Origin of the sequence: Psychrosphaera aquimarina (assembly GCF_032461525.1) — a bacterium.
Lineage (GTDB): Bacteria > Pseudomonadota > Gammaproteobacteria > Enterobacterales > Alteromonadaceae > Psychrosphaera > Psychrosphaera aquimarina.
This window is the reverse complement of the sequence record NZ_JAWCUA010000010.1, coordinates 70496-92862: the sequence shown is the minus strand read 5'-3', so window position 1 is coordinate 92862 and position 22367 is coordinate 70496. Positions and strand designations below refer to the sequence as shown.

The 22367-nt window shown below is 38.6% G+C and carries 20 protein-coding genes; 6 read left to right on the top strand and 14 right to left on the bottom strand.

The window, feature by feature from the left end; all coding sequences use genetic code 11:
• Window positions 1-12: 12 nt before the first annotated feature.
• The 9 genes from RT723_RS12335 to RT723_RS12295 form a co-directional block, all read right to left on the bottom strand.
• Window positions 13-1239 (bottom strand): DUF4861 family protein, encoded by a 1227-nt coding sequence (locus RT723_RS12335; protein WP_315947375.1) that lies wholly within the window; start codon window positions 1237-1239, stop codon window positions 13-15.
• Between the two features lie 159 nt (window positions 1240-1398).
• Complete coding sequence (locus tag RT723_RS12330; RefSeq protein ID WP_315947374.1) at window positions 1399-1947, bottom strand: DUF4982 domain-containing protein; 549 nt, start codon at window positions 1945-1947, stop codon at window positions 1399-1401.
• A complete protein-coding gene (locus tag RT723_RS12325) occupies window positions 1908-3836 on the bottom strand; it encodes a glycoside hydrolase family 2 protein (RefSeq protein ID WP_315947373.1) in 1929 nt (642 codons plus the stop codon). The genes RT723_RS12330 and RT723_RS12325 overlap by 40 nt, the downstream gene beginning before the upstream one ends.
• A 66-nt stretch (window positions 3837-3902) precedes the next feature.
• Window positions 3903-4676 (bottom strand): glucose 1-dehydrogenase, encoded by a 774-nt coding sequence (locus RT723_RS12320; protein WP_315947372.1) that lies wholly within the window; start codon window positions 4674-4676, stop codon window positions 3903-3905.
• On the bottom strand, window positions 4676-5926 hold the full coding sequence (locus tag RT723_RS12315; RefSeq protein WP_315947371.1) for a glycoside hydrolase family 88/105 protein: 1251 nt from the start codon (window positions 5924-5926) through the stop codon (window positions 4676-4678). The genes RT723_RS12320 and RT723_RS12315 overlap by 1 nt, the downstream gene beginning before the upstream one ends.
• A 19-nt stretch (window positions 5927-5945) precedes the next feature.
• Window positions 5946-7238, bottom strand: a complete 1293-nt coding sequence (locus RT723_RS12310) for a TRAP transporter large permease (protein ID WP_315947370.1) — start codon at window positions 7236-7238, stop codon at window positions 5946-5948.
• The gene (locus RT723_RS12305; RefSeq protein WP_315947369.1) at window positions 7231-7737 is read right to left on the bottom strand and encodes a TRAP transporter small permease; all 507 of its coding nucleotides are present in this window, start codon (window positions 7735-7737) and stop codon (window positions 7231-7233) included. The genes RT723_RS12310 and RT723_RS12305 overlap by 8 nt, the downstream gene beginning before the upstream one ends.
• A complete protein-coding gene (locus RT723_RS12300; RefSeq protein ID WP_315947368.1) occupies window positions 7734-8741 on the bottom strand; it encodes a TRAP transporter substrate-binding protein in 1008 nt (335 codons plus the stop codon). Before RT723_RS12300 ends, RT723_RS12305 begins: the two co-directional genes overlap by 4 nt.
• Window positions 8734-9648 (bottom strand): sugar kinase, encoded by a 915-nt coding sequence (locus tag RT723_RS12295; RefSeq protein WP_315947367.1) that lies wholly within the window; start codon window positions 9646-9648, stop codon window positions 8734-8736. Before RT723_RS12295 ends, RT723_RS12300 begins: the two co-directional genes overlap by 8 nt.
• Window positions 9649-9866: 218 nt before the next feature.
• Here RT723_RS12295 and RT723_RS12290 point away from each other — a divergent pair, with 218 nt between their 5' ends.
• Window positions 9867-10580 carry a FadR/GntR family transcriptional regulator gene (locus tag RT723_RS12290; protein WP_315947366.1) on the top strand — a complete coding sequence of 238 codons (714 nt, stop codon included), beginning with the start codon at window positions 9867-9869 and terminating at the stop codon, window positions 10578-10580.
• Window positions 10581-10641: 61 nt separating this feature from the next.
• Here the strand turns inward: RT723_RS12290 and RT723_RS12285 are convergent, their stop codons facing one another.
• From RT723_RS12285 to RT723_RS12270, 4 genes are all read right to left on the bottom strand, one after another.
• Entirely contained in the window at window positions 10642-12129 is a 1488-nt protein-coding gene (locus RT723_RS12285) for a mannitol dehydrogenase family protein (RefSeq protein ID WP_315947364.1), read from the bottom strand.
• Window positions 12129-13541, bottom strand: coding sequence for a glucuronate isomerase (gene uxaC, locus RT723_RS12280; RefSeq protein WP_315947363.1), 1413 nt, complete (start codon window positions 13539-13541; stop codon window positions 12129-12131). Before uxaC ends, RT723_RS12285 begins: the two co-directional genes overlap by 1 nt.
• A gap of 54 nt (window positions 13542-13595) precedes the next feature.
• Window positions 13596-14783: a mannonate dehydratase gene (gene uxuA, locus RT723_RS12275; protein WP_315947362.1), complete on the bottom strand. Its 1188-nt coding sequence runs from the start codon at window positions 14781-14783 to the stop codon at window positions 13596-13598.
• 461 nt (window positions 14784-15244) lie between these two features.
• Complete coding sequence (locus tag RT723_RS12270) at window positions 15245-16090, bottom strand: class I SAM-dependent methyltransferase (protein WP_315947361.1); 846 nt, start codon at window positions 16088-16090, stop codon at window positions 15245-15247.
• A 167-nt stretch (window positions 16091-16257) separates the two neighbouring features.
• On the opposite strand from RT723_RS12270, the gene RT723_RS12265 reads away from it, so the two are divergent.
• Window positions 16258-16950 (top strand): substrate-binding periplasmic protein, encoded by a 693-nt coding sequence (locus RT723_RS12265; protein ID WP_315947360.1) that lies wholly within the window; start codon window positions 16258-16260, stop codon window positions 16948-16950.
• Window position 16951: 1 nt separating this feature from the next.
• Here the strand turns inward: RT723_RS12265 and RT723_RS12260 are convergent, their stop codons facing one another.
• Window positions 16952-17806, bottom strand: coding sequence for a 23S rRNA (adenine(2030)-N(6))-methyltransferase RlmJ (locus RT723_RS12260; RefSeq protein ID WP_315947359.1), 855 nt, complete (start codon window positions 17804-17806; stop codon window positions 16952-16954).
• Window positions 17807-17980: 174 nt separating this feature from the next.
• On the opposite strand from RT723_RS12260, the gene prmA reads away from it, so the two are divergent.
• From prmA to purH, 4 genes are all read left to right on the top strand, one after another.
• Window positions 17981-18862 (top strand): 50S ribosomal protein L11 methyltransferase, encoded by an 882-nt coding sequence (gene prmA, locus RT723_RS12255; RefSeq protein ID WP_315947358.1) that lies wholly within the window; start codon window positions 17981-17983, stop codon window positions 18860-18862.
• A 437-nt stretch (window positions 18863-19299) separates the two neighbouring features.
• The gene (gene dusB, locus RT723_RS12250; protein ID WP_315947357.1) at window positions 19300-20262 is read left to right on the top strand and encodes a tRNA dihydrouridine synthase DusB; all 963 of its coding nucleotides are present in this window, start codon (window positions 19300-19302) and stop codon (window positions 20260-20262) included.
• A 71-nt stretch (window positions 20263-20333) separates the two neighbouring features.
• Complete coding sequence (gene fis / locus RT723_RS12245; RefSeq protein ID WP_105051584.1) at window positions 20334-20624, top strand: DNA-binding transcriptional regulator Fis; 291 nt, start codon at window positions 20334-20336, stop codon at window positions 20622-20624.
• Between the two features lie 111 nt (window positions 20625-20735).
• Window positions 20736-22328: a bifunctional phosphoribosylaminoimidazolecarboxamide formyltransferase/IMP cyclohydrolase gene (purH, locus tag RT723_RS12240; RefSeq protein ID WP_315947356.1), complete on the top strand. Its 1593-nt coding sequence runs from the start codon at window positions 20736-20738 to the stop codon at window positions 22326-22328.
• Window positions 22329-22367 lie beyond the last annotated feature (39 nt).

Here is a 22367-nt window from a genome sequence, read left to right as displayed (position 1 = left end):
TATATAAATTTGTTATTTCTGCGAGACCTGAATTGGGTTATTTAATAACGCCAATGTTTTATCTAAGTCTTCGATATATTGTTGTTTGGTGTTTGCACCTTTTGGCGCAGCTTGCCAATTGGCTGAGAAGTAATAATACAGTGGCGCATTTGTTGGTTTAAATACAACTAACTCGTTGTATTTATCTTGTGTCAGTTTTTCTAGTTGGCTGGTCTTAAAGAAAATAGCCATGCCTAAATTATCTTTGTTTAAGCTTTGTTTGCCCCAAGTAGCTAATACTGACCAAGTGCTTTCATTGTTTACTTTTTTAATCACATCAACGTCATGTTTTACAATGCCAGTAGCAAACTGAGGTATTGGCGCTAACGTTTGAGCTTTAACTCGAGTTAGCGACGTATTGGCGTTAATGCTTAAGGTTAAACCTAAATCTCCGTTATTATCAGCCACCTGCCAATTTTGATACGTTAACCTAACGTCAGAAGTTAAGTTTCCACTATTGATTGTGGTGGATAACTGGTCAAACTTATTAGCACCAAATACAGTGTTATTTTGCCAAGCGGCAATACCACCTAATCCTAAAGAAGGGCCTACTTTTAAGACATCTAAACCCCAATCATCTAATACATGATAATCATCGCCATCAATACCAACGTTCTCTAGTACCAAACCATTTTTTTGTTTGGCAAAAATATCGATAGAACCGCGGTGATCAAAATAATAGCGATAGGCCATAGATTCAGATTCCCAACCTAGCCCTTCATATTTAAACAAACGATTGCCCACCGTATGATCATCTGGTAACTGGTATGATTCTACCGGTACATATTGACCACCAGCTAATTTGTCTTGTTGCCACTGCCCTCCGACTCTTACCTGAAGTTCTGCATAGGTATAAGGAACTTGATGCTGGCTAGATAAAGTAGCTTGCGTATTTACATAAACGTTCAATTTTGAGCTTTGTTTAGCGGTTAAAGCTTGTTTGACTAACAAACCTAGTGATTCATTGGCTATTGAACAAGGAGCCACTTGGCTAGGTACTTGTTTACCCTCAATAGTAACTAGATAGGCATGTTTTTTTGTGATTAAAAAGTTTGCTTGGCTTTGCTCAATGCAAATCAAATCATCACGATCTTGGTTTAACGTATTTGTCACGTTAAACGAATAATACGGCCAATCGACATTAACCGCATCACTGTGTGAGACCGCTGAAAAAAGAACGAAGACGCTACTAATACACAATATTTTTTCTAACTCTTTTAAACATGAGATTGCTCGTACTGTTACATAAGTTGATCAATAATATACATCATGCAAATTGGTAATGCCACTTTACCAGTGTGATTTTTCACAAAAAAATGGCCAAACTTAGTTGGCCATTTTTTGCATTACGCAATGCATTTATTTTACGTCTATATAGACACCTTTCACATTTTGATTCCTATATTCAATAGTGGTTGGTTTGGCACCGGAAACAAACTCAATAGCGGCATAACCACTAGCCATTTCTATAATACTACTGCCGGTAGGAGTGCCTTGATTCTCTATTAACTTCCCATGACTGGTCATATTAAAAAAGTAACTGCGTTTATTATAATCCAATACGCGATTACCCTTTTCATCAATGGCTTGCGCTTCAATTAGTTGGTTACCGTTTGCCAGTTTTTTAACGGATAAAGCAATTTTATCTACCTTGCCATGTTCACCAATTAAATAATTAACTGATATTTGATGTTTCGCATCTTCAGCGTTAGGAGTACGACCAACGACATTAAGGATATTATCACCTTGTTTAAATGGCACTTTCCACACTAAACCACCAGCAGGGAACGTAGTTGCATTACGTTTTTTCTCCCCCAAACTATTGCCATTTAAAAACAACTCTGCCGATTGAGTATTGCAATAGACACTTACATCACGACCCTCTTTGGCCCATTCCTGTGTGTCCAAGTCTCTGACTCTATGTAACAAAAGGGGGTTTTGGACCAATGACTGGCAAACACATAATACGCATCTTTTGGTTTACCATTTCTGTCCACTAGCCCTTTTTGATTCATATACGGAATAGGATTTTCTGGACGTAATGGCGTGCCAAAGTCTTTAAATGCCCATTGTGCGTTTCCGGCAAAATTGGCAGTCGTTTCAGCAACTATGGTATGCCAATCAAATAAATCTACTGCGTAGTTTTCATTCCAGTCACTGTCTTTCGCCACACTTTGTACGACAGCTTGGTTCATTGCTTCCGCAACAGACACTTGTGCACCTTGCATACCTTCTTTAGTAATCGGTGTTTCAGTATGTCGGCCCACATGACTAGATGCGCCGTATTCCATATGTAAAAATGTTGGATATTTTTCCATGGAAGATTCAATAGCTTTTGCATATTGACCATATGCACCGCCATACCAACCGGCCCATATTGATGGAGAGAATGCATCTACGACTTCAGCACCCGGGTAGTATTTTCTGATAGTGGTAATACGGCTAGGATCTGCTTGTTTTGCTATCTTATTTAATTTAACTAAATAAGGCGTGATCTTTTCAGCGTCACCACCACCTGGAAAGTCTTCTTCCCAGTACATTTCATTACCTAAAGACCAAAATGCGATGCTTGGATGATTACGGTTTTGTTTGATTTGACGCTCTAACAACGACTGAGTATTGGCTTGCCATTCTTCGCCCCCCATACCACCACGACACCAAGGCAGTTCATCCCAAATAACGAGCCCTAATTCATTAGCCGCTTTGTATACTTCTGGATCTTGAGGATAATGACCTAGGCGAACAAAGTTAGCACCCATGTCTTTAATTTGTTGCATATCTTGGCGATGTAATTCGTTTGGCATAGCAGCACCAATACCGGCATGTTCTTCATGGCGATGGGTACCACGAATTAACATTTTTTTTCCGTTTACAAAAAAGCCTTTATTGGCACGCATTTCAAACCAACGGAAACCAACTGGTGTATTAATGGTTTGCATAACTTGGTTATTATTGTTTAATAAAGAGACTATCAATTGATACAAGTTAGGGGCATCAGGCGACCATAATAGCGGTTGTTTTACATCCGTTAACGCAAGCTCAACAGTTTGGGAGCCTTCCTGAAGCTTTATCGTTTGATGCTGTGAACTAACTTTATTACCAGCAGGGTCGACTAATTTATAAACTAATGTAGCGCTTTGGGCTGATAATGCATTCAACTCTGTTTTAACACTAGTTTTCGCTATGTCATCATTAACCGTTGGCGTATCCACTTGGATATAATCAATGTAGTTAAGCGGTAAAGTTTTTAACCAAACATCACGAGTGATACCACCATGAATAAAGAAGTCTGATTTTTGAGAAGGGATTAAGTTAGGGTTATATTCGTTACTGGCACGAACATAAATCTCATTGTTTCCACTTTTATTTAATAGCTCCGTTACTTCAACTTCAAAACCTAAATAACCACCAATATGAGTAATAGCTTTTTGGCCATTAACAAATACTTCGGCTTGCATATTAACGCCTTCAAAATAGAGTTTATATCTATTGTTAGGCGACATATCTTTGATTATCAGCTGTTTTTTATACCAACTTGCGTCACGGCGATAACCTGGAGTTGAATCTACGGTATCCGTTGCATTCCACGTATGAGGTAATGACGTTTTTATCCAAGCTGTCGCTTTTTTAGCACTGGTTATAACTTCAACGTTACTCTCTAAATAAAACCAGCCTTGATTTATTAGTTGCGTACTTTCATTTTGTTGAGCCAACAAAACATTACTAAACGCAGAACCAATTAAGAAAGTAAAAACACACAGCTTTGTTACTATTTTATTGTCAGAATTAAAAAACATACCTGAACCTTTCTTGTAATAATTAATTATTGCCAACATTAAGAGTTGGCAACATAAAGAAGACACTTAACGAGCCATCCAACCACCATCAACTAATAACACATGACCATTAACATATTGAGATGCGTTGCTTGATAAATATATAACGGCTCCTGCCATGTCTTCTGGCTGTCCCCATTTACCAGCAGGGATCCTCGCTGAAATGCTTTTTTGCCTTTCTTCGTCTTGCCGTATGTTAAAGGTATTGTCGGTTTCAAAATAACCAGGCGCAATTGCGTTAACCTGGATGTTTGAATTTGCCCATTCATTCGCGAGTGCTTTAGTTAACTGGGCGACACCGCCTTTACTTGCTGCATATGCAGGCACAGTGATGCCACCAGAAAAACTTAACAAAGACGCTATATTAATGATCTTGCCTGAATTCTGTTTCAACATGTGTTTGCCCACTTCACGGCAAAAACGGAACACACCATTTAAGTTTACATTGATCACTTCCATCCAATCTTCATCAGAAAATTCATGTGCGGGAGCGCGTTTAATGGTTCCAGCGTTATTAACCAAAACATCAACTTTGCCTAATTTGGCTATGGTGTCAGCAACGACTTGTTTGATTTGCTCACCATCCGCTTGATCACAACCTAACGCCAAGTGTTTAATATTTTTTGCTGCCAACAACTCAACTGTATCCTTTAGGTTATCCACTTTAGAACCAACCACGACCACTGTTGCGCCAGATTCGCCAAGCGCTAATGCCATTGCTTGGCCTAAACCACGAGTTGCCCCAGTAACTATGGCAACTTTGTTATCCAAGCCAAACATATTTTCTAAATAAGCATTCATTACTTTTGTTCCGTATTAACTAATTTATAGACTTCTGCTGCGGCTAATAATAATGCGCCGGTGCCATATAACTGGGTATCATCTTTGGTGGCTGAGCCCGGTGCAAAGGCCACCTGTTGAACCCAACCTAATTTACCGTTTGGCTGCACACTATCCACTAATGACTGCCAACCTAAATCAATCGCTTTTAAGTTAGTTTGTGTTTTTGGCAAAATACCATTATTTACGCCCCAAGCCATTGCATAAATCAATAAACCTGTACCACTAGATTCAGGCGTTGAATTCGTTTCAGTTTCTAACAATGATGAAGGCCAGCTACCATCTTTTTGTTGTAATTTGATTAAACGGTCAGACATTGAGGTATAAAGATCAACGTATTTTTGTCTATGTTGGTAATCCAGTGGCATAGCTTCTAATACGCGAGCGATACCTGCTAACACCCAACCATTACCACGTCCCCAATAAATTAGACGACCTTTTGAATCTTTACGATCAAAGTAACGACTATCGCGTAAATACAATTGTTCATCAGTATTAAACAAATATTCCGTGGTAGCCCAAAACTCTTGATTCATGAAATCTAAGTACTCATTGTTGCCCGTTAGTACCGCTAATTTAGTCCAAACTGGTGGGGCCATAAATATAGCGTCAGCCCAACACCAACGAACGGTACAAATTGGATCGTGGAATACACGCCCATTGGCGACTTCTTTGAATTTTTTGTCGTCATCAAATAATAAAGAAGTATTTTTAGGGGCCGCTAATACTTGATCAAACATAGAGGTTAAATGAGCCATTTTTGATTTATCACCATCTTGTTCATATAAATCAATGTAAACACTACCAATCGCGTGATCATCTGCATGATAAACACGAGGTCCTAAGGTCCAGTCGTTTAATTTAGCCATGTTGATCGTGGCTTGTTTGTATTCATTTTGTTTAGTGACATCAGCCCATGCTAATAAACCAATATCAAAAGTCGCGTACATCCATCCTTGTGGAATACCGCTGGCACGACCTTCGCGTCGCATCATATTTGAGCGGATATCAAACTGACTTAACTGCCAATCTGCTACTTGATCTGCTACTTTTTTAATATCAGCTGATTTTAATGATGATGAGAAAGACATATCGCTCACCACAGGCGCTTGATAAGGGACCACATCAATAGTTGAGTTATTTTGAGCAAAGCCTGTGGTTGAAACCAATGCAGGAACAATGCATAGCCATTTAAAACGTTTTAAGTTCATAAGTTTTTCCTTAATAGGATTAAATTAAATCTAAAAGTTGAGGTAAAAATTCGCTAATGGCAGGGAACATAGTCACCAGGACCAAAGCTGCAATCATGGCCGCATATAGCGGTAAAATAGGTTTAATAATTTCACTGATATTAACTTTACCTATACTGCAGCCTACAAATAAGACACTACCCACAGGAGGCGTACACAAACCTATGGATAAATTAAGGATCATCATGATGCCAAAATGCAGTGGCGAAATCCCCAATGACTCAGCTACCGGTAAAAATATAGGCGTGAAGATTAACACTGCTGGTGTCATGTCCATAAAGGTGCCAATTAACAACAAGGTCAAATTAATAATGAGTAAAATAACCAGCGGATTGTCAGATAAATCCAATAATGTTTCGCTTAGAGTTTGAGGGATAGACTCATAGGACATCATCCAAGACATGGCCGATGATGCGCCAATCAGTAACATTACTATAGCTGTGGTATTAACCGCTTTTAATAACAGTGGATATAAGTCTTCAACTTTTAATTGTTTGTAAAAAACTAACGACAATATTAAAGAATAAAGAACCGCAATGGCACCCGCTTCGGTCGGGGTAAATAAACCTCCAATAATACCGCCAATAATAAGTACAATTAACATCAAGCTTGGAATAGCACCAAATAATGCGGGCCAAAAGTCTTCAATTTGGTCACTTGCCAATGGTTTAATACCCTGCTTTCTCACGTACATTGCACTTGCCGCAATCAGTAATAAGGTCACTAATAGCCCAGGTAAATAACCAGCAATAAACAAAGCAGCAATGGATACCCCACCACTGGCTAAAGAGTAAATGATTAAGATGTTGCTCGGTGGTATTAACATACCAGTTGTTGCAGCCGTCACAGTGACAGCCGTACTAAACGGTTTGTCGTAACCTTCTTTTTTCATCGCTGGGATCATAAATCCACCAATGGCTGAAGTAGCCGCTACGGCAGAACCAGAGATTGAACCAAACAGAGCACAAGAAATAACATTTACAAACGCCAGTCCACCAGGCAAACGACCAACTAATACTTTAGCAAAAGCAATTAATCGTGCCGCAATGCCACCTTGTCCCATTAAATATCCAGAGACGATAAAAAATGGAATAGCTAATAACGCAAAACTATCAATACCCGCAGCTAATCGTTGCGCTATTGTGGTTAACGCAGGCAAAGAGTCTATGGTAGCTAACATAGTCACTAACGTAGCGAATATAATGGCTAACGCTATTGGTAAATTGATCAATAATAATATGGTAAAAATACCAAATAATAATGCACTACTCATCGTTACTCTCCGGTGAAGTATTGGTTAGCGGATTTTGCAGAAAAAAGTGCAAACTATATAACAAGAACAACAAACCACTTGCTGGGATCACTGTGTAAATAAAGGCCATTGGCACATCTAGTACTGGTGAGTGTTGACCTAACAACCAAGTTAAATAAACTAAATTACTGCCACCTATTATCAAGACCAAAATGGCAAAAATAGCCACCAGCACACAAGAGAACTTATGAATACGTACTTGATTGTTTAATGACATGTTTCTAACTAGAAGATTAAAACCTAAATGACTCTGTTCACGGTACGCATAAGCCCCACCTAACAAACTTACCCATATCAATAAAAAACGAGCAACTTCCTCAGTAAAAGAGCTAGGTTGCGGCAAAATGAATCTGGTTAATACCTGCCAAGTAACGTCCACGACTAAAGCAGCCATCATGACGGCTAATACAACCCGTAACACGGAATCTAATCTATTCACTAAATCATTAATAAACTTCATGGTTTATCCTTATTCGAGATAATCGCCGAGATCAAAGGTTGAAATTTTGTCTGTTCAAACTTTTTATAAAGCGGCGCGACACTTTTTTGAAATAATGATTTGTCGGCCGTTAAAACTTGCACGCCCGCTTCTTGTACTTTTTGTAATGCCATATCGGTGGACTGTGCCCATAACTCTTTTTGATATTCTGTCGCTGCCGACATAGCTTGGGATAACCATTGCTGCTGCTGTTCAGATAAGTTATTCCACATGTGAGTACCTATAATAATCACGTCTGGGATAGAGGTGTGTTCGTCTAACAGGTAATATTTGCTGACTTCGTAATGTTTAGAATAGAAAAAACTCGGTGGGTTGTTTTCTGCGCCTTCAACGATACCTTGCTGTAGAGCAGTATATAACTCACCCCAACTAACAGGCGTGGCCGCACCGCCCATGGTATTAACCATGTCTACTGCACTTTGACTATTCATCACTCGAATTTTTAATCCGGCTAAATCATCTGGCTTAGTGACTTTATTACCTGTGGTATAAAAACTGCGACTACCAGCATCGAAATAACCTAATCCTTTAACTCGGTATGGGGTGCCTGCATCAAGCAGTTGTTGCCCGATTTCACCTGATAATATGTGCCAAAAGTGCTCTTTATCGTCAAACAAATAAGGCAAACTAAACACTTTCATTTCTGGCACAAAAGCTTCTAAAGAGCTAGCTGATACTTTGGTCATGCCCATGCTACCAATTTGGATTAGTTCTAAGATTTCACGTTCTGAGCCTAATTGTCCCGATGGGAATATGACTAAGTCCATTTTACCATCGGATAAACGTTGTAATTCTTCATTCATAAACACTAATGCTAAATGAACTGGATGTTGAATATCTAAACCATGAGCTAAACGAATTGTTTTTTTGTGGTGCTGTTCACTTTCGCAACCAAATAAAAAACTGGATAACATTAGCAATGTTATCGATTTAAGTATTACGTTTTTAATCATTCCCTTAAACATTATTAGCCCCTGTTAAATCGATAGATTTATCTATAATGGCGCCTTTATGCATGATCACGACACTGGCACATATTTGTGCGTCATTGACACACTGCTGTGGCGTTTTGCCTTTTAACTTAGCCGCTAAATAGGCACCATTAAATGAATCACCTGCTGCCGTGGTATCTACAGGTTTGACAACTGACGGTAAAGATATGGTTGAGGTGAGTTCATTTACATATAATAAACAACCTGACTCTCCATTTTTTATCACGACTTCTCGGACTCCAGCGTTTATCCATTTAACTAAACATTCATCGGGCGTATGCTCACCATACATAGACACTTCGTCATCAAAACTTATTAAGGCAATGTCTGTCTGTGCCATCATAGTTTTAAACACAGCTTGTGCATCATCTAAACTTTTCCAGTTTCTTAAACGATAGTTATTGTCAAATACCACAATGCCACCTTTAGCTCTGAAGTGCTGTAAACACGAAAATAGTTGTTGTAAATCTGATTGGTTATATAACGATAAAGTAATGCCGCTTAAGAAGATAAGGTCAAACGTATGCAGTTGATGTAATACATCTGGGAATTGACTGATCAGTTGCCGAGCTGGAGCATGTTGACGCCAATAATGGAAATAACGTTCGCCGTTTTGATCATTGTTAATAATGTATAAACCTGGCATTTGATTAGCTATGGTTCGGACATAAGAGATCCCCACACCTTCAGCTTGCCACTGTTCAAGCATAGTATTGCTATAGATATCATCGCCTAATGCGGTAAAGTACTCTGCTTTTCCACCAAGCCGAGAATAATATATCGCGGTATTTAAGGTATCACCGCCATAACTCATCGTGTATCTTTTCTCAGAGTCTGCACTTAGCTCCAACATACATTCACCTATTATCGCAACTTTCACTATTCACCTACTTATTTTTATACTGCATAATTAACACTTGCATAATTGGTCATGCCACCTTACCATCATTCCATACTACCAACTAAAACATTTATAACGCAACCATAAATTTCAAGTAATTTAATAACTATATTGGTGTGTTGATTGATAAAATGTTTGTTTGACTGGGCTAAGGCTTATAGACTGTCTCAGCGTTAACCGTTTTCAGTGAGAGGGATATGGAATTACAAGCAATTAAAACCGATAGACTTTATGTAAAAGTTGCAGCTCAATTATCGCAACTAGTCAATGATGGCCTAATTTTACCTGGTAGTCGTCTACCTTCTGAAAGAGAGTTAGCTGAAAAACTAAGCGTTAGTAGACCGACGATTAGAGAAGCAATGATCGCATTAGAGTTATCAGGCATTGTGGAAATTAGAACTGGCTCTGGTATTTATGTAACAGCTAAAAAGCCTTTCCTTGCAATAGAAGATAAAGGCATAGGCCCGTTTGAGATTTTAGAAATTAGGGCAATTATTGAATCAGAAGCTTGTGCATTGGCAGCTAGGCATATTACTGATGATCAAATTGCTGAATTAAAACAAGCTATTGCTGAGATGGAAGAAGAAGAAAAGCGCCCTGATGCATCTGAAAAATCTGATTGGAAATTCCATAACATTATTGCATCAGCCGCCCAAAACAGTGCTATTTCCTCGGTCGTAAACTGGCTTTGGGAATTAAGAAGTAAATCTGACTTAAGTTCTGCATTTGCTTCGCGATTGCGTGCTGAAGGCGTTCACCCTTCAATCCAAGATCATAAAACTATTGTGGCAGCATTAGAAAAACGCGATGAGAAAAAAGCCAAAGCGGCCATGCAGAAACATATTGAAAATGCGACCGCAGCAGCATCAACTTATTTTGATAATGACCCGTTTAGTAAAATAAAGTTATAAACAAAAAAACGTATCTAGTTCGGTAAACATAACCGCATTAGATACGTTATTTTATCTAACCTTACTGTGCTAAAAACTGCTTAACCGTATTCCCTATTCCCTTATCATGAATACTTTTCAGGAAAACCCTAACTTGATCAATAAAGTTGCTGTCTTGCAACATTGCATCACTGCATATGCCTGACTCTTCTAATATCAATTTAACTTGGGTTATTTCGTCGGCTTTATTATGCTGAGCAATACCAACAAGCTCATCCGCCAATGGGTCTGACACAGTATATGCATTACCTTGTTCGTCTACGCTTTCTAAAAAGCGACACCAGCTTGCAACGACTAAAGCAATAGGTCTAGAAATAATCCCTTGTTTACTTAATATCTCTGCAGGACTTATTAATCGTTGTGCTAACTTTTGCGAGCCATCTGTGGCGACTTGTGTGGTTTTATATGGAACTTTGGAGTTTGAAAAACGCGCTATTATCGTACTCGCATATTCCTCCAAATCTATCCCAGGTACGTCTTCTACGGTTTTTAATACATCCGCATGTAGTGCTTTAACAAAGGCCAAACAGGTTTTGTCCGTCACCGCTTGGTGAATATATTCATACCCCATCAAAAAACCAATATAAGCTAATGTTGAATGCGCGCCGTTTAACAATCTTAATTTCATGTCTTCATAAACAGTGACGTCTTTAACAAACAACGCGCCTACTTTATCCCATTGAGGTTTGTCAGAAGCAAAGTTATCTTCAATCACCCATTGTTTAAATGGCTCTGTGATCACAACACTCTTATCTGTTAATCCGAGTACGTTTGCAACATCGCATACATCTTGTTCTGACACCGCAGGTACAATACGGTCGACCATTGAGTTACAAAAGCTAACGTTATTTTCTATCCAAGACGCTAATTGTCCGTCGAGTGCTGCGGCAAACTCTAGCACCATCGTTTTAGTTACTGAGCCATTAGAAGGTAAATTATCACAACTCACTACCGTTAATTTATCACCTGTAGATTGCCTTTTCTGACAAGCTGCAACAATAAACCCAGGCATTGTTTTTGGTGACGCTTTGGCTGAAGTTAAGCTAGTTAAATCAGCTTGAATATCTGGATTGTTTAAATCTAAATGCAATCCACTTTTATCTCTGCAGTAACCTTTTTCAGTTACGGTTAACGTCACCACTTTAGTTTGTGAACTGGCAATTACATCGACCACTTGTTGCGGCAATTCTGGTGCAACCAATACATCTTGTATTGCACCCACTAAACTTACATTAACTTGTTCATCAGAACGCTCGACCACCGAATAGACACTGTCTTGTGGTTGCATTAAATTTCGAACATTAGCAGAACGCAGACTAACCGCGGTTATTTTCCATTGGTTATCACCCAAGGCAATTAAATCATTGGTAAATACCGCCTGATGAGCACGATGAAAAGCACCTATGCCTATATGCACTATACCCACTGATCCCGCGTTTTTATCATACGCTAGGCCTTTAATATTAGGATTAAGTTTGTCTAATGTGGATAAAGATAATAATTGTTCCATTATAATTTATACGCCTTTTTAACTAAACCATAAGTCAGGTCATAAGCAATTTTTTCCGCTTGTTGCTCTGAAATACGATGGTCAGAAACCAACTCAGCCAAGAATACACAATCCATTCTACGAGCTACATCATGACGTGCCGGTATAGATAAAAATGCACGAGTATCGTCGTTAAAACCAACGGTATTATAAAAACCTGCCGTTTCAGTAATTTGTTGACGATAACGTCTCATGCCTTCTGGACTGTCGTTAAACCACCAAGCAGGCCCTACTTTTAATGCAGGGTAATGTCCTGCTAACGGTGCTAATTCACGGGCGTAGGTTGTTTCATCTAAGGTAAATACAATGACGCTGAATTTAGGGTTGTTACCAAACTTATTTAATAATGGTCTTAAATTCTCAACATACTCAGTGGCAACTGGAATATCGGCGCCTTTATCACGGCCAAAATTGTCGAATAAATCTTGATTATGGTTGCGGTAAACGCCAGGGTGTATCTGCATAACCAACCCATCTTCAACACTCATTTTTGCCATTTCTGTTAATAATTGAGCGCGGAATTGGTCGGCTTCTTCGCCACTGTATTGCTGGGAACGAATTTTACTATAAAGCGCATCACATTCTTGTTCAGTTAAATCTAATGTACGTGCTGTTGGATGGCCATGATCAGTAGAGGTTGCCCCCATTTTTTTAAAATACTGGCGACGTACTTTTAAACTTTCTAAATACCCCGAATACGTTTCTAAATTGATACCTGTCATATCAGCAAGTATTGATAAGTTCTCTTCAAAACCTTCAAACTCAGGGTCAATTACATTATCAGGACGAAAAGCAGTTATGATCTTTCCAGACCATCCACTGTCTAAAATTTGTTGATGGTATGTGAGATCATCTATTGCGGACTCGGTTGTTGCAATAACTTCAATATTAAAACGTTCAAACAATGCTCTAGGTTTAAAGTCGTCTTGCTGCAAACAAGCCGTAATCGTGTCGTAATGGCTGTCCGCATTTTCAGCACATAATCTTTCAGTCAAATTAAACACATTTACAAATACATAATCTAACCAAAGGCTCGTTGGAGTGCCTTGAAACAGATAATAATGCTCAGCAAAGATCTTCCAACTTTTTTTAGGGTCAGATTCTACACCTTCACGATTTTTACCTATGCCTAGTGACTCAAGCGTTATCCCTTGGCTAAATAGCATTCTTAGTAGGTAATGATCTGGCTTAACCAACAATTCTGTCGCATTTGAAAAACATTCATTTTGAGCAAACCATTTAGGATCTGTGTGTCCATGTGGACTCACTATCGGCAGATCTTTGATGGTTTGGTATAAACGTCGAGCAATGCTTCGTTGTGTTGGGTCGGCACTAAATAATCGATCTGGGTGCAACAATAATTCTTCGCTCACATTCAATCCTAACTACTTATCTAATTGATTCATCTGTCTGTTTTATTCGAATATTTATCTTAACTGTTTGAAGTGGGTAATCGCATGAATAACACCCCGTAACTCCGCTAATCCTTTCAACCTACCCAAATAAGAGTATCCAGGTTTAACCCCTTCTTCTTTAGATTCATCTTCCAATAAATGGCCATGATCTGGGCGCATTGGAATAGGAATATAATTTGCATTTTCAGACTTACGACGGTCTTCTTCACTTAACAATGCATCGACCAACCCCACCATGTCATTATCGCCATCTAGGTGCTCTGCTTCATAAAATGACCCATCTTCTTCGCGTACTACATTTCTTAGATGCACAAAGTAAATTTTTGGACCGAATTCTTTCACCATAGCCACAAGATCATTATCCCCTCTTGCGCCAAATGAACCGGCACACATAGTTAAGCCATTTGCAGGACTTTCTATCGCGGCTAATATTTTGCGTACATCATCTTGAGTGGAAACGACTCTTGGCAAACCAAATAGTGAAAACGGAGGATCATCTGGATGCACACACATATTCACACCTGCGGACTCAGCGGCAGGGATCACTTCTTTTAAAAATTCAAATAGGTTAGCGCGCATACCGTCTTCGCCAAGTTCAATAAACTCAGCAATTGCAGCTTTGATAGAGTCTCGGGTATAAGAACCTTCACCACCGGGTAAACCTGCAATTATATTACGTTCTAATATATCAATTTGCTTAGACGACATATTTTCAAAATAGATTTTAGCTTGGGCAATAACTTTAGCGTCGTAGCTTAGATGAGCATTATCTCGCTCTAAGATAAACATATCGTAGGCAACAAAATCAACCATATCAAAACGTAACGCTGAACCTGTATTTTCTAATAAATAATCTAGGTTAGTTCTGGTCCAGTCGACCACAGGCATGAAGTTATAACAAACTACTTTAATTCCGGCTTTACCCGCATTAATTAAAGACGTTTTATAATTTTCTATGAATTGTTCGAAATTGCCGGTGCGTGTTTTTATGTCATTATGCACTGGTATACTTTCAATCACGGTCCATTCTAATCCAGCATTCTCAATTTTACTTTTTCTTGCTAGTAAGTTTTCAAGCGGCCAAACATCTCCGGTTGCAATTTCATTAAGCGAACTTACGACCCCTTTAGCGCCCGCTTGAGCTACTTTTTTTAATGTAATAGGGTCATTTTCATCAAACCATCGCCAAGTTTCTAACATTTAACATTACTCACTAAGTTAATTAATATTGGTAAGGCCACCTATCCATTTAACCAAAAGTGTAAACTAACATCAAGAATTTATTTTTTTGAATTTTTGAAAGTGCCTATAACAACTCCTAAATTACATATTATTTAACGAGAGATAATAAATTACAAAACACATTAAATGCATATAAATCAGATAATTAACCATTTTTTTAAATTTAAAGATATGATTAAACAGTATTAAATATATACTATGTATTACTTAATTCTATCGTCAAGCTTATACAATCTGGCCTTACAATAATGGCCTAAAAAATCAACCGTGGTTAACCACGCGATAATTACCATTGAAATATTTATCAGAAATGCAAATTGGTAAGGCCGATATAGTTATTATTGAGAAAGTAGATTTACTTATAAAAAAAGCCCTAATCATTGATTAGGGCTTTCAATTTGGAGATTAACAAATAAGTTCTATTTTACAAATTTCAACGTCATGCGATCGCTTTCACCAATAGCTAAGTATTTAGCTTTATCTTCTTCACCTAGAGCTAAACGTGGTGGAAGAGTCCAAACGCCTTTAGGGTGTTGAGCGCTATCTTTAGAGTTAGCATTTATTTCACTTGTCGCTGCTAGTTTAAACCCGGCTTTTTCAGCGGCAGCAATGACATAAGACTGTTTCATATAGCCAGAACGTTTGTTTTCAACTTGATCTAAACTCTCCGGCATACGATGTTCTACCACACCTAATACACCACCTTTCTTAAGGGCTTTATAAAATGCTTTAAAGGCATTCTCTACCCCTAAATCACCATCACCCATATACCAGTTATGCACATTTCTGAAGGTTAATACCATATCCACACTACTTTCAGGGGCTATATTTAACGCTTTAGTTTGATGGAATTCAGTAACTTCAATTCCTTTATAGACTGGATTGGTCGCTACTTTTTGTTTAAAGCTATCTAAGCTCTTTTTATAATAGTTAGGTGAACCTTCAAAGATGTGGAAGTTTGCCGCAAAGTATTTACCATGTTCTTGAACAATTGGATTTATGATTGACGTGTACCAGCCACCACCGGGCCAGATTTCAACAACAGTCATGTTGGGTTTTAATCCAAAAAACTCCAACGTTTGTTGTGGATGACGATACTGATCTCGAGCGCTGTGTTCTGCACGAACATCACTTTGAACCGCTTTGGCAATACTTGAAGCATAAGCTGGTACCGTTGCCGTTAATACTGATGTGAATACAGCTAAAGAGACAAACGAACGAAAGCCCGTTGACTTAAGCTTTTTGATCAAAATTTTTGTTTTCATTATTATTCCCTATTTGTTTATGTATCCAGTCTAGACATTTACTTACATCAAGCAAACTAATTAATCGTGTATAAGCTGTGATTTATCTTGTTTCACTTTACCCCTCACCTTGCTTAATTACCAATCCCGATTATATTTTCATAAGTGATTCATTTTATTAAGCCTTTATGCGCATTACTTTAGCTTTATTTATATTTCTGTTCATCGACAATGTTGCAGCGAAAGCTGAATCAATTACTTTGGGATATCCAGAATTTCAGCCTTTTACTTATACAAAAGATGGTGTCGCGCTAGGTGTTGGCATAGAAAGGTTAAAGGATGTTGGTAAACAATTAAAACTCAATGTCATTTTTGAGCCGATCGACAGTTATGGTATTGCTGTCAGATTTTTGCGTGAAAACAAAATTGATGGTTTAGCATTAGCAAGTCGTAATGATGAAAGAGATGAAATTGCGGTTTTTAGTCAACCTATCACCAGTAATAATTGGATATGGATAACTCGAAAACAGCATAAGATTGATTTTGCTTCTGAACATGCCAAATTGCACTTACGTATATCAACCTATAAAAATGCCAATACACATACATGGTTGAGTGAAAATGAATATAAATCAATTTACCCAACCACAGACGTTAATGCCATGGTACGTCAGTTGATGCATAACCGCGTAGATACGATATTTTTAGCCGAAGAGGTGTTCAAACAAGCGCTTAAAAGATCAAAATGGAAGCCAAGTGACATTAAAATCCACTTAGAAGTGTCTAAGCCGTTTGGCGTTTATATATCCAAGTTATTTTTACAGCAGCACCCCAACTTTATGGTGAGATTAAATAAAGCAATTATTCCCCTAACTCCGTGAGTTATTCGTCTACTAACTGCTCAATTCTAAAATCACCTTCATTATTAGTTAAGGTGGATACCAAGTAAGGCAATACGGTTTCCATCTCAGCTTTTAATGTCCAAGGTGGATTGATCAAAATCATGCCTGAACCTGTCATGCCACGTTCCTCGGTGTCAGCACTTACGTTAAGTTCAAACAATTGCATATTTTTAATGCCACTTTTAATTAACTGCTGTTCCATTTTGTTTATTCGGTAACGGTCTACGACTGGATACCAAATCATGTAGACGCCACCTGAAAAACGTTTATACATAGTTTCAATATATTCCACCACACGTTGGTAATCCTCTTTCATTTCGTAGGGAGGATCAACAATCACCACGCCACGTTTGCTCGGTGGCGGGAACAATCCAATGCTTTCACTGAAACCATCGCCTTTGATTGCTTTTCGATAACGGTTGGTTCTTACAAACTGTCTTAATAATTCAAAATCAGCAGGGTGCAGTTCATGAAAAAAGGTTTTACCTTCAAGGGGGATCTGATCCAAAGCAAACCAAGGTGAACCAGGGTATACATCAAGTTCGGTACATTCACTTTCAATATTAAAACGTCTTACTGCATCTACGTAGTTTTTAACAGACTCTGGCATACCCTCAGTTTCAGCATGCCACAACTTATTTATGCCGGTTTCATATTCTTTATTTTTTGCTGCAAACTCATCCGCTAATTTATAAGCCCCCGCACCGGCATGTGTATCGACAATACTAAAAGGTTTGTCTTTTTGAGACATATACGACAACACATATTGATAAATTAAATGTTTGAGAACATCGGCGTGATTGCCGGCATGAAAGCCGTGACGATAACTGAGCATGATTGCTGCCTGTAATTAATAATAATGAAAAGTGTAATTACTGAAAGTTTAGCGAATACTCAACATTATAAACAGCGCTTTATCTGCTTATTATTAGAAGATTGTTATACGATGAGTTAGAATTTGCCATTATTGAAATTTATTAAGATTTAAACAGTCTTATGGGAGTGTTGTGTGGCTTGGGTTCAAATTCGTTTCGCGGTTAATTCGGAATATGTAGAAGACATTAGTGACTTATTAGTCGAAATTGGTAGTCAGTCCGTTACCTTTACCGCCAATGATAAAGATGAAGCGATATTTGAATTATTTCCTGGTGATATAAAGTATTGGCAAACCTCAACTGTGGTGGGTTTGTTTGATGCTTCCACGGAGATGCAACATATTGTTGATATCCTCAAAGACCAAGACATGTTCCAAGGTCAATTTAATTGCAAGATTGAACAAGTGGAAGATAAAGACTGGGAACGTGAGTGGATGGATAACTTCCACCCAATTAAGTTTGGTGAACGTTTGTGGGTTTGCCCAAGTTGGCGTGAAATTCCTGAACCTGATGCCTGTAATGTAATTTTAGATCCGGGCTTGGCGTTTGGCACTGGCACTCATGCAACCACAGCGCTTTGTATGGAATGGTTGGAACAAATGGATCTGTCCGGTAAGACCGTTTTAGATTTTGGTTGCGGCAGTGGTATTTTAGCAATTGCAGCATTAAAGCTTGGAGCCAAACGCGCTATTGGTATCGACATTGATCCTAAAGCCATAATTGCCAGCCAAGAAAACGCAGAACGTAATAAAGTCGCGGATAAAATTGAATGGTATTTACCTGAAGATGCGCCTGACTTTGAAACCGACGTGATCTTAGCCAATATATTAGCTGGGCCATTAAAAGAACTTAAACAGGTTATTTGTGGTTATGGTCATATGGGAACCGAGTTAGCCTTATCCGGTATTTTAGCTGAACAAGGTGATGATGTTTTAAGTGCTTATAAAGACTTAGCAAACATGAATCCTGCAACCCAACAAGATGAATGGGTTCGGTTAGATGGCGTTATAAAATAAACGTTAATGGTGTTAAAAATAGAATCAAATCCATTTAATTCCTAAAATACATACAAAAAACCTCAATTATTTTTTTAATTAAGGTTTTTTATTAATTTATTTTTAGTAAAAGCCAACCCCATTTCAATACTAATTTCAAGCCAAAATCGTTCGCAAAGCCATATTTATAGGTTATTCCTTAATAAATAACGAATTTTATACTGAATTTAAAATGTCAATACTAAAGCACATAAAAAAACAACTATTGTTTAAAAAACAACCTTTGATTTTTGTAAAAAAACAGTAAACTTGCCGCCCTTTTTTTGGACAGAGAGATTATTGAGCGCTTTCAATTAAAATTGAAATCATCAATAGTTCAAAATTATGGCTTGGTGGCTCTAAATTATCTTAACGAGCATTTAATGTGATTTAGAAAAACAAGCAATGGTGAATAGTTAATGCAAATTGGTCCTTATACCCTCGACAATAATTTAATTGTTGCGCCTATGGCGGGAGTTACGGATCGACCTTTTCGACAATTATGTCGTCGTTTAGGTGCTGGATTAGCCGTCTCTGAAATGTTGTCGTCTAACCCACAAGTGTGGAAAACCGACAAGTCCATGAACAGAATGAATCACATGGGTGAAACTGGAATTCGCTCGGTTCAAATCGCAGGTGCTGATCCAGATTTAATGGCTGAAGCGGCTGCGTTTAATGAAAAAAATGGGGCGCAGATCATAGATATTAATATGGGCTGCCCAGCAAAGAAGGTAAATAAGAAGTTAGCTGGTTCTGCGCTAATGCAACATCCTAAACTGGTGGAAGACATCGTTAAGGCTGTGGTAAAAGCGGTAAAGGTTCCTGTTACCTTAAAAACGAGAACCGGATGGGATACCGAGAATCGTAATGGTGTTGAAATAGCCAGAATTGCAGAGCGCAATGGCATTCAATGTTTGGCTATACATGGGCGTACCAAAGCTTGTATGTACAAAGGCCAAGCGGAATACAACACGATTAAAGAAATAAAGGAAAATGTACAAATCCCTGTGATTGCTAATGGTGATATTACTTCCCCAGAACAAGCAAGACAGGTATTAGAGTTTACTAATGCCGATGGTCTTATGATTGGTCGTGCAGCGCAAGGTCGACCTTGGATATTCCGAGAGATTGACCACTATTTACGAACCGGTCACATTCTGGCGCCACCAGAGAAGGAAGAGGTTCGTAGCATATTGATGGAGCACGTTGATAACTTGCACCAATTATATGGCGATGTGTTAGGTCCCCGTATTGCACGTAAGCATGTTGGTTGGTACTTAGCAGATCAAGACACGGACAGGTCATTTAGAAAAAGGTTTAATGCAATTGAAGATTGCCAACAGCAATTTGAAGAATTAAACGCATTTTTCGAAAATATATAAAAAATACACTTGGCAGCGATGTTTCGTCGCCAATTTGAGTCTTAACTTTATTTGATAGAGAAGAAATAAACATGTTTGATCAAAACGTTCCAACTCCGTTCATTACTAATGCGCACATCCAAACAGCTGACAAACCTCAGCCTTTACGCAACGAAGTTAAAAAAGCAGTTCGTAACTACTTACAAACGTTAAACGGTCAAGATTCTACAGACGTATATGACCTAGTATTGTCTGAATTAGAAAAGCCTCTTTTAGAAGAAATCATGACATATACTCGCGGCAACCAAACCCGTGCAGCGAATATGTTAGGAATTAACCGTGGTACTTTACGTAAAAAATTAAAGCGTTACGGAATGAACTAATCCCCTAGCGGGATGACCGCAGAAAAGCACCTTTGGGTGCTTTTTTGTTTTTATACCAATTTTATTTATTTATTAATTATCACTTTTTAACAATTAAGGTAAATACACTCAATGGATACATTACGACCTGTTCGCCGCGCACTGATAAGCGTGTCAGACAAAACTGGTATAGTAGAATTTGCACGCACATTAACGTCTCATGGCGTTGAAATCTTATCAACTGGTGGCACTTTCAAACTACTTACTGAAAATGGCGTAAACGCAATTGAAGTTTCAGATCATACTGGGTTTCCAGAGATGATGGATGGTCGTGTTAAAACACTTCACCCTAAAATCCATGGTGGCATTTTAGCCCGTCGCGGTACTGATGACGACGTTATGGCTGCAAATGATATTGACGCAATCGACATGGTTGTTGTTAATTTATATCCATTTGCTAACACAGTAGCTAACCCAGATTGCACCATGGAAGATGCGGTTGAAAATATTGATATCGGTGGACCTACTATGGTTCGAGCTGCAGCTAAAAATCACAAAGACGTTGTTATTGTGGTGAACGCTAAAGATTACGGCCGAATAATAAATGAATTAGAAGAAAACGATGGTGCGACTAAATTTGAAACGCGTTTTGATTTAGCAATTGCAGCATACGAACATACTGCTCAATACGACGGCATGATTGCAAACTACTTTGGTAAAATGGTTCCTGATTATTCAGACAATGCTGATGAAGTTGAAGAGTCTAAATTCCCACGTACTTATAACATGCAATTTAGCAAAAAGCTGGAAATGCGTTACGGTGAAAACAGCCACCAGCAAGCTGCATTTTACGTTGAAAACGATGTTGAAGAAGCGTCTATTGCAACGGCAACTCAGTTGCAAGGTAAGGCTCTTTCTTACAACAATATCGCAGATACAGATGCGGCGCTTGAGTGTGTTAAAGAATTTGATCGCCCAGCTTGTGTTATTGTTAAACACGCTAACCCTTGTGGTGTTGCGGTAAACGACACTATTTTAGAAGCTTATGACAGAGCCTTTAAAACAGACCCTACATCGGCCTTTGGTGGCATTATCGCCTTTAACCGCGAATTAGACGCTGACACGGCTGAAGCCATTGTTTCTCGTCAATTTGTTGAGGTTATTATTGCACCTAAAGTTTCTGCCGAAGCAGCTCAAATTGTTGCGGCTAAGAAAAACGTACGTTTATTAGAAACTGGTCAATGGAAAGCAAAAACAACTCAACCAGAAATCAAACGTGTGAATGGTGGTTTGTTAGTTCAAGACCGTGACCAAGGTATGGTTACTGAAGCTGACTTAAAAGTCGTTTCTAAAGTACAACCGACTGAAGCCCAGTTAAAAGACTTAATGTTCTGCTGGAAAGTCGCTAAGTTTGTAAAATCAAATGCGATTGTTTATGCCAATGACAGCATGACTATTGGTGTAGGCGCAGGCCAAATGAGCCGAGTTTACTCTGCTAAAATCGCAGGTATTAAAGCCGCTGATGAAAACTTAGTGGTTGAAGGGTCGGTTATGGCATCAGATGCCTTCTTCCCATTCCGTGATGGCATTGATGCTGCCGCAGCCGCTGGTATCAAAGCAATCATTCAACCGGGTGGTTCTATGCGCGATGACGAAGTTATTGCCGCAGCTGACGAACACGGTATTGCGATGGTGTTTACTGGAATGCGTCACTTCCGTCACTAAACACTCGTTAATATAAACAAGAGCAGGTAATTACGTTAC

Bases quoted from the DNA above. Each gene is read 5' to 3' on its own strand.
- RT723_RS12325 (WP_315947373.1), bottom strand. From the start codon at position 3,836: ATGTTTTTTAATTCTGACAATAAAATAGTAACAAAGCTGTGTGTTTTT.
- RT723_RS12320 (WP_315947372.1), bottom strand. From the start codon at position 4,676: ATGAATGCTTATTTAGAAAATATGTTTGGCTTGGATAACAAAGTTGCC.
- RT723_RS12315 (WP_315947371.1), bottom strand. From the start codon at position 5,926: ATGAACTTAAAACGTTTTAAATGGCTATGCATTGTTCCTGCATTGGTT.
- RT723_RS12310 (WP_315947370.1), bottom strand. From the start codon at position 7,238: ATGAGTAGTGCATTATTATTTGGTATTTTTACCATATTATTATTGATC.
- RT723_RS12305 (WP_315947369.1), bottom strand. From the start codon at position 7,737: ATGAAGTTTATTAATGATTTAGTGAATAGATTAGATTCCGTGTTACGG.
- RT723_RS12300 (WP_315947368.1), bottom strand. From the start codon at position 8,741: ATGTTTAAGGGAATGATTAAAAACGTAATACTTAAATCGATAACATTG.
- RT723_RS12290 (WP_315947366.1), top strand. From the start codon at position 9,867: ATGGAATTACAAGCAATTAAAACCGATAGACTTTATGTAAAAGTTGCA.
- RT723_RS12285 (WP_315947364.1), bottom strand. From the start codon at position 12,129: ATGGAACAATTATTATCTTTATCCACATTAGACAAACTTAATCCTAAT.
- uxuA (WP_315947362.1), bottom strand. From the start codon at position 14,783: ATGTTAGAAACTTGGCGATGGTTTGATGAAAATGACCCTATTACATTA.
- RT723_RS12270 (WP_315947361.1), bottom strand. From the start codon at position 16,090: ATGAAAACAAAAATTTTGATCAAAAAGCTTAAGTCAACGGGCTTTCGT.
- RT723_RS12265 (WP_315947360.1), top strand. From the start codon at position 16,258: ATGCGCATTACTTTAGCTTTATTTATATTTCTGTTCATCGACAATGTT.
- RT723_RS12260 (WP_315947359.1), bottom strand. From the start codon at position 17,806: ATGCTCAGTTATCGTCACGGCTTTCATGCCGGCAATCACGCCGATGTT.
- dusB (WP_315947357.1), top strand. From the start codon at position 19,300: ATGCAAATTGGTCCTTATACCCTCGACAATAATTTAATTGTTGCGCCT.
- fis (WP_105051584.1), top strand. From the start codon at position 20,334: ATGTTTGATCAAAACGTTCCAACTCCGTTCATTACTAATGCGCACATC.
- purH (WP_315947356.1), top strand. From the start codon at position 20,736: ATGGATACATTACGACCTGTTCGCCGCGCACTGATAAGCGTGTCAGAC.